Annotated in this window: 8 protein-coding genes; 3 read left to right on the forward strand and 5 right to left on the reverse strand. The window is 68.2% G+C overall.

Annotated elements, in window-relative coordinates:
* Nucleotides 1-33: 33 nt before the first annotated feature.
* From ACWD4O_RS46615 to ACWD4O_RS46630, 4 genes are all read right to left on the reverse strand, one after another.
* Nucleotides 34-744, reverse strand: a complete 711-nt coding sequence (locus ACWD4O_RS46615; protein ID WP_451289169.1) for a hypothetical protein — start codon at nucleotides 742-744, stop codon at nucleotides 34-36.
* A 7-nt stretch (nucleotides 745-751) separates the two neighbouring features.
* Entirely contained in the window at nucleotides 752-1,393 is a 642-nt protein-coding gene (locus ACWD4O_RS46620) for a sigma-70 family RNA polymerase sigma factor (protein WP_451289170.1), read from the reverse strand.
* Nucleotides 1,393-1,584 (reverse strand): hypothetical protein, encoded by a 192-nt coding sequence (locus tag ACWD4O_RS46625; RefSeq protein ID WP_450948498.1) that lies wholly within the window; start codon nucleotides 1,582-1,584, stop codon nucleotides 1,393-1,395. Before ACWD4O_RS46625 ends, ACWD4O_RS46620 begins: the two co-directional genes overlap by 1 nt.
* A gap of 142 nt (nucleotides 1,585-1,726) precedes the next feature.
* The gene (locus ACWD4O_RS46630; RefSeq protein WP_451289171.1) at nucleotides 1,727-2,404 is read right to left on the reverse strand and encodes an MFS transporter; all 678 of its coding nucleotides are present in this window, start codon (nucleotides 2,402-2,404) and stop codon (nucleotides 1,727-1,729) included.
* 207 nt (nucleotides 2,405-2,611) lie between these two features.
* On the opposite strand from ACWD4O_RS46630, the gene ACWD4O_RS46635 reads away from it, so the two are divergent.
* Nucleotides 2,612-4,819 (forward strand): RICIN domain-containing protein, encoded by a 2,208-nt coding sequence (locus ACWD4O_RS46635; RefSeq protein WP_451289177.1) that lies wholly within the window; start codon nucleotides 2,612-2,614, stop codon nucleotides 4,817-4,819.
* A gap of 60 nt (nucleotides 4,820-4,879) precedes the next feature.
* Complete coding sequence (locus ACWD4O_RS46640) at nucleotides 4,880-5,647, forward strand: NPP1 family protein (RefSeq protein ID WP_451289172.1); 768 nt, start codon at nucleotides 4,880-4,882, stop codon at nucleotides 5,645-5,647.
* Between the two features lie 129 nt (nucleotides 5,648-5,776).
* On the opposite strand, the gene ACWD4O_RS46645 is transcribed toward ACWD4O_RS46640, so the two are convergent.
* Nucleotides 5,777-5,956, reverse strand: coding sequence for a hypothetical protein (locus tag ACWD4O_RS46645; protein ID WP_451289173.1), 180 nt, complete (start codon nucleotides 5,954-5,956; stop codon nucleotides 5,777-5,779).
* A gap of 256 nt (nucleotides 5,957-6,212) precedes the next feature.
* Between ACWD4O_RS46645 and ACWD4O_RS46650 the strand changes: the two genes are divergently transcribed.
* Nucleotides 6,213-6,644, forward strand: a complete 432-nt coding sequence (locus ACWD4O_RS46650) for a hypothetical protein (RefSeq protein WP_451289175.1) — start codon at nucleotides 6,213-6,215, stop codon at nucleotides 6,642-6,644.
* Nucleotides 6,645-6,805 lie beyond the last annotated feature (161 nt).

The raw sequence follows: 6,805 nt of genomic DNA on the forward strand, positions 1-6,805 counted from the left end.
CGGCACGGGCATTTTCGGTCCAGCCTTGTTCATTCATGTGACGAGTTCGTCCCAGTGGTCGGCGAGGGCGGGGATGGGCTGGGGAACGGGCCCCAGGACGCCGCCGTGGGGTGTTTGGAGCTCGTCGACGGCGTCTTTGACGGCGTGCTCGGAGACGGCGGGGCCCAAGACGGGGAGGGTGTAGTGGACGCTGTGGCCGACGCAGGGTTCGGCACTGGTGTCGGCATGGTGGGGCACTGGTGTGTAGCGGCTCCAGTCCAGGCGGTTGAGGCGGTGGATCTCGCCGGCCCAGTGCTGGGCGTCGCGCATGTCTCCGTGGCGCAGGTGGAGCAGGTAGAGGCTCAGAGCGGCGGTGGCGCTGCCGGCGCCTGCGGCGTAGTGCCACCAGAACTGGGCGCCTTCTTCCTGGGCGGCGAGGTAGAGCAGGCAGGCGAAGGTGAGGGCGCCGTCGGGGTCGCGGGCGGTGTCGAAGGCGGTGATGTGGCGGGCGGCGCCGTCGTGGTGGACGGCGCCGCGGCACAGGGTGCGCAGGTCGTGCGCGGCCTGTTCGTGGAGGGCGCCGGGCAGCTGGTGAGCTCGGGCGCCGGAGGGTGCGGCAGTGCTGAGGAACTGCACCCAGCGCAGCTCGTGCAGGTGGCGGGCGAGGTTGTGCCGGGCGCTCTCCAGGTCGGCGGCGGTGTATTCGCCCTGGAAGACGCGGGCACGGCGTAGGGCCTCGTCGATACTGCGCGGGGCGCGGGCCATGGGTGGGTCACTCCTTGTCGGTGTCGTCCGTGACGTCGGCGTCGGCGGTGTCGTCGAACTGGAATCCCATGGCGGCGGCGAGGCGGTGTTTGGCGGTGCGTCGGGTGGAGCGGACGGTCGCTTCCTGGATTCCCATGATCAGGGCGGTCTCCTTGGTGTCGAAGCCGAGGGCGTCGCGCAGGATGAGGACGTCGAACTGCCGCTCGCTCAGCTTCGTCATCTGCCGGTACAGGCCCATGCCTTCCTCGAGTTCGGCTATCTCCGGGCCGTATTCGGAGTGGAAGGAGGCGCGGAACGAGTTGAGAAGGGGCTCGGAGGCGGCGCGCAGGGCCCGGGCGAAGGCCAGTGTCTCCGTCGTCGCGGGGCTGCGGCCTTGTGCCTCGAGTTCGCCGTGGACGCGCTGCTTGAACAGGGCCCAGGCGTGGGCAGCGGGGTTGGGCATCTTTTCCAGGCGGAACCAGATGGTGGCCAGGTAGAGAAAGGTGCTGTCGACCAACCTGCGGGCCGAGGCCGCGTTGCCGAGGTGGATGCGGCTGTACTCGATGCAGGCGCGGTCGTAGCGGGCCTGGAATTCCCAGAACTCGGGCGGCATGACGGCGGCGAGGTTGTGGGTGACGTGTCCTGACGGGTCGGGTTGCTGGCTGGTCATCAGCGGCCTCCGTCGTCCAGAGACGCCGTGTGCGTCGGGGAGGCGGGGTGAGGCTGTTGTTCGATCAGGGTGGCGGCCCCGATGCGGACTCCGGCGCCGAGCAGGCGCCGCACTAAGAACCACACGTCGGGCGCGAACGAACGCGCCGCGGCGGCGAAGGCCAGCACGAGGCTGACTACGTCGTAGTCCACAGTGGTTGTTTTCCTTCGTTTCAGGCGGCGGTCTGACCGCTCCGTCCCCGTCGGCACGGTCAGGCACCTAGAGCACCGTTGCTCCGGGGAACAGATAAGCCCACTGGTGCAGGTAAACGTGCAGGCCCCCGAACACATCTTTCTAACGGAAGGTACTTCTCCGCTTACCGTAAGATGTGATGATCTTTACTGTCGTACACCGCCATGTTTCGCCACCCTCAACACTCGATTCGCCACCCCCGCTCAGCAGGGCGTCTTCCAGAGGCGAAGCACTTCGACCCCCATTTGCGCGAATCTGCAATTGCACGATCAATTTCATGATGTGCCCCAGATCACGTTTGACCGCCTCCGGCTGATGCTCCAATGCGCCCCCAACTTCCCCGGGATCACGGCCGCGAGCCGCCTTGACCAGACTGACGGCTGTACGGGCGTCACCTGACGCATGACCGCCGCCAGCGCCTCGAAGCCGCCGAACAGCAGCGCGCCGATCACGACAGTTCCTACCCCGGGGCGAGACACCGCGGGTGGCGGCGATCGTCCCGGCGACGGTGCCGATGGCCAGGGCCGTGTTCATGACGCCGAGCCCCGCGGAGCCGACGTCGAAGACCCGGCCGGCGAACAGGGCCAGCGTGGTCGGGAAGTTGACCGGGGGCCGGGCTCCGGCACGTGCCTCCCGCGCCCGTGGCCGGATCGACAGCAGACCCGCGAGGACCACGGTGAAGGACACGGCGTTGAGGGCGAACACCCACCCGGTGCCGATCGCCCCGATCAGCACACCCGCGACCGCCGGGCCGATCAGGCGGGCGGCGTTCAGCTGCAACTCGCTTTCTGCGCAGCCTGCTTCACTTCTTGACGAACGCGGTCCAGACCTTTAGGTTCACGGCTCAGCATCGCACCGTGTGACACATCCACTGTTCAAGAGGTGAACGCTGCCTCGGTTGCCCCTCCCCACGAGGGGCCCTCAGCGCCCCACCCCCCACCACCCCCCACCATCCGCCGACTCGTTCGGCAAGGAGAACCCGTGTTCATCCCTGTGCGCACCGCGCTCAGGCGCCGCCGCAGATCCACTGCCGCCGCGCTGGTCACCGCAACCGTCGCCGCCGTGCTCACCTCCGCACCCTCGCCCGCGAGCGCGGCGGCGAGCGCGGTCGAGGCCCTGCCCACCGGTTTCGCCACCGTCATGAACGCCGCGAGCGGCAGATGTCTGGACGCCAGGTCCGCCGCCACCGCCAACGGCACCGTCGTGCAGCAGTACGCGTGCAACAGCTCGACGGCCCAGCAGTGGAGCTTCGTCGCCACCGGCGACGGATACGTCCGTATCGGCAACGGCAACAACACCAACCAGGCCGTGGACGTCGCCGACGTGTCCACGGCCGACAACGCGCCTGTCCAGCTGTGGGCCTACGGCGGCGGCGCCAACCAGCAGTGGCTGCCGGTCGACGAGGGCGGCGGCGCCTATCACTTCGTCAACCGCAACAGCGGCAAGTGCCTGGACGACCCCGGCGCCTCGACGGCGGACAGTGTGCAGTTCGTGCAGTACACCTGCAACGGGAGTGCCGCCCAGCGCTTCCAGGTGGTCCCCGTGACCCAGTCCGGCACGAATCCGGACCTCGGCCCGAACGTCGTCGTCTTCGACCCGTCCATGTCGTCCTCGACGATCCAGAGCAGGCTGACCTCGATCTTCCAGCAGCAGGAGACGAACCAGTTCGGCTCCCAGCGCTACGCCGTCCTGTTCAAGCCGGGCTCCTACAACGCCGACGTCAACGTCGGCTTCTACACCCAGGTCGCGGGTCTGGGTCTGACCCCGGACGCGGTCACGATCAACGGCGCGGTGCATGCCGAGGCCGACTGGTTCCAGGGCAACGCGACGCAGAACTTCTGGCGCGGCGCCGAGAGCCTGTCGGTCAACCCGACCGGCGGCACCGACCGTTGGGCGGTCTCCCAGGCCGCCTCGTACCGCCGGATGCACCTGCGCGGCAACATGGCCCTCGACGACAACGGCTGGTCCAGCGGCGGTCTGCTCGCCGACACCAAGATCGACGGGCAGGTCAACTCCGGCAGCCAGCAGCAGTGGCTGACCCGCAACTCCCAGCTCGGCAGCTGGACCGGCGCCAACTGGAACATGGTCTTCGTCGGCAGCCAGGGCGTCCCGGCCAACAGTTTCCCCAGCCCGCCGTACACCACGGTCGCGCAGAGCCCGGTCAGCCGGGAGAAGCCGTCCCTGTACATCGACGGCAATGGCGCCTACCAGGTCTTCGTGCCGTCCCTGCGGTCCAACTCCACCGGCACCAGCTGGGCGAACGGATCCCCGGCCGGCAGCTCGCTGTCTCTCGACACCTTCTACGTCGTGAAGCCGGGTGCGACCGCCGCGGACATCAACACGGCGCTGGCGGCGGGCAAGAACCTCCTGGTCACCCCGGGCGTCTACCACCTCAACCAGACGCTCCAGGTGAACCGCGCCAACACCGTCGTCCTCGGACTGGGCCTCGCCACCTTCATCCCGGACAACGGTGTCACCGCGATGAAGGTGGCCGACGTCGACGGTGTGAAGGTCGCGGGCGTCCTCTTCGACGCGGGCACCACCAACTCGCCCACTCTGATGGAGGTCGGCCCGACGGGCTCCTCCGCCACGCACGCCGCGAACCCGACGTCCCTGCACGACGTGTACTTCCGCGTCGGCGGCGCAGCCGTCGGCAAGGCGACCACGAGTCTCGTCGTCAACAGCGACAACGTCATCGCCGACCACACCTGGATCTGGCGCGCCGACCACGGCAGCGGCGTCGGCTGGAACACCAACACCGGGGACACCGGCCTGATCGTCAACGGTGACAACGTCACCGCGTACGGCCTGTTCGTCGAGCACTACCAGAAGTACCAGACCATCTGGAACGGCAACGGCGGCCGCACGTACTTCTACCAGAACGAGATGCCCTACGACCCGCCGAACCAGTCGGCCTGGATGAACGGCTCCACGCAGGGCTACGCCGCCTACAAGGTCGCCGACTCCGTCACCAGTCACCAGGCCTACGGACTCGGCAGCTACTGCTACTTCAACGTCAACCCGAGCGTGGCCGCCGAGCGGGCCGTCGAGGCGCCGAACAACTCCAATGTGCGCTTCACCAGCATGGTGACCGTCTCTCTCGGCGGAGTGGGGACCATCCGGCACGTCGTCAACGGCACGGGCGGCCCGTCCAACTCCACGACCAACGTGGCCAATCTGACCAGCTACCCCTGACCACACCGTGACGCCCGCCAACCTGTACTGCTGACGTCGGCCGCTCGACAAGGAGTCCCCATGCGCAAGTTGAGATCCCTCGCCAACGTCCTTCTCGGCACCCTCGGCGCGATGACGCTCGTCGTCGCGATCCCGGCGACCGCCCACGCGAACGTCCTGACCCTGCTGCCGCAGAACGCCAACGGCCTGGAGCAGAGTTTCTCCCCCGCCTACGACTACGACGGTGACGGCTGTTATGCCACCGCCGCCATCGGCGCCGACGGCACCGTCAACCCCGGTCTGAAGCTCGGCGGAGACGTCAACGGCAAGTGCCACGACCCCGCCCAGCTGAACAACGCCAACACGTACTCGCGCGAGAAGTGCAACAACGGCTGGTGCGCGGTCATGTACGCCAGCTACTTCGAGAAGGACCAGGCCACACTCGGCCCGGCGGCCATCGGGCACACCCACGACTGGGAACACGTCATCGTGTGGATCAACAACAACGAGGTCCAGTACGTGTCGGTGTCCCAGCACAACACCTATCAGACGCTCGCACGCTCGCAGATCCGCTTCGACGGCACCCACCCGAAGATCGTTTACCACAAGGACGGCATCTCCACCCACTGCTTCCGCTTCGCCAACAGCAACGACGAACCGGCGGAGAACGCCACCGGCAACTGGTTCTACCCGCGACTCGTCGGCTGGGACGGTTACCCGGCCGGTTACCGCGACAAGCTGAGCAGCGCCAATTTCGGCTCGGCCACCTTCAAGATCGACGACGGCGACTTCCAGTGGGCTCTCGACTACACGAGCCCGGCCGGAATCCCCTTCGACCCGTACGCCTGACGCTCGGCCCTCCGAGATCGGCGACCGTCCGTCGAAAGGGCCCCGCAGGCTTCTCGCCTGCGGGGCGCTCCGTTTCGGCGGCTCGCTGCGGCCGGGCCCACCCGCACTGCCGGCAGTCGTGAGTCTCTGTCAGCTCGGCATCATGCGGATCATGCGGATCAGCGAGTCGCGCAGATGGGTGCGCTCGGTGGCCATGTCCCGCACCTGCCGGCCGACGGCCCCGACACACTGGCCCCCGTCGGCCTGGACGATCCCGACCGCTTCGTCCGCGGCCTCCTCGAGGCGGTGTACCCGGAGTACCCAGTGCACCCGGAGCACTCAGTGAACCCGGAGAACCCGCACGGCGGGCCCTCCGCAACGTCCGACCGCCAGCGGTTTCCCCGACACCCCGACCGGTCCTGACAGACGCTCGCGGCGTTCCGTTCGCACCCCCACGGTGCACGTCCGATCGGGCGACCGTCGGGCGAGTTCGTCGCCGGGTAGCGCAGGTTCACGGCAAGGATCGTGGGTGCGCTCCGCTTGGAGCACCGCACCGACGACTTCCCCTCCCGAGGAGACCACTGTCATGGCACCGATCCCCAACGGCCCCTACGGAATCTCCAGGCGCAACGAGCAGCTCCTGACACTCCTCGACGACAAGGCCCCTGCGGTCGTCCTGCCGCCGACCGGTCAGCCCGGGGAGCAGGAGTGGCACATCGAGGCGCTCTCCGACGGCAACGTCACCATCATGAACCTGCGGCACGAAACGTACCTCAGCTTCGACGGCGTTCCGGAGATCAACAAGATGCTCCGCGGCTCCTCGCAGGCCACCGAATGGCAGCTCCGGCAGTCCGCCGAGCCGAACGCGTTCCACATCGTCGTCCCCGGCGGCCCGATCGACGGCACCGAACTGACGGTGGACCTCAGCCTGCTGCGGATCTTCCCCCCGATGACGGCGCTGCGCCCGCTGGCACCGGAGAACCTGGAGCAGGCGTGGCGCTTCGAGTTCCACGAGTAGGCCTCACCCTTCGGCGCCGCCGTCCTCCTCGCTCGTCGAAGGAGTGCCGGCGGCACTCCCGCCGACTCTGACCGAATCCGTGCGTGCCGGCCGCCCAACGTGCGCGCCGACCGGAACCTGTCGGTCAGGAACAGGGTGGCGCCACCGGCCCCCCCCGCGGC

This window comes from Streptomyces sp. NPDC002623 (genome assembly GCF_053592635.1).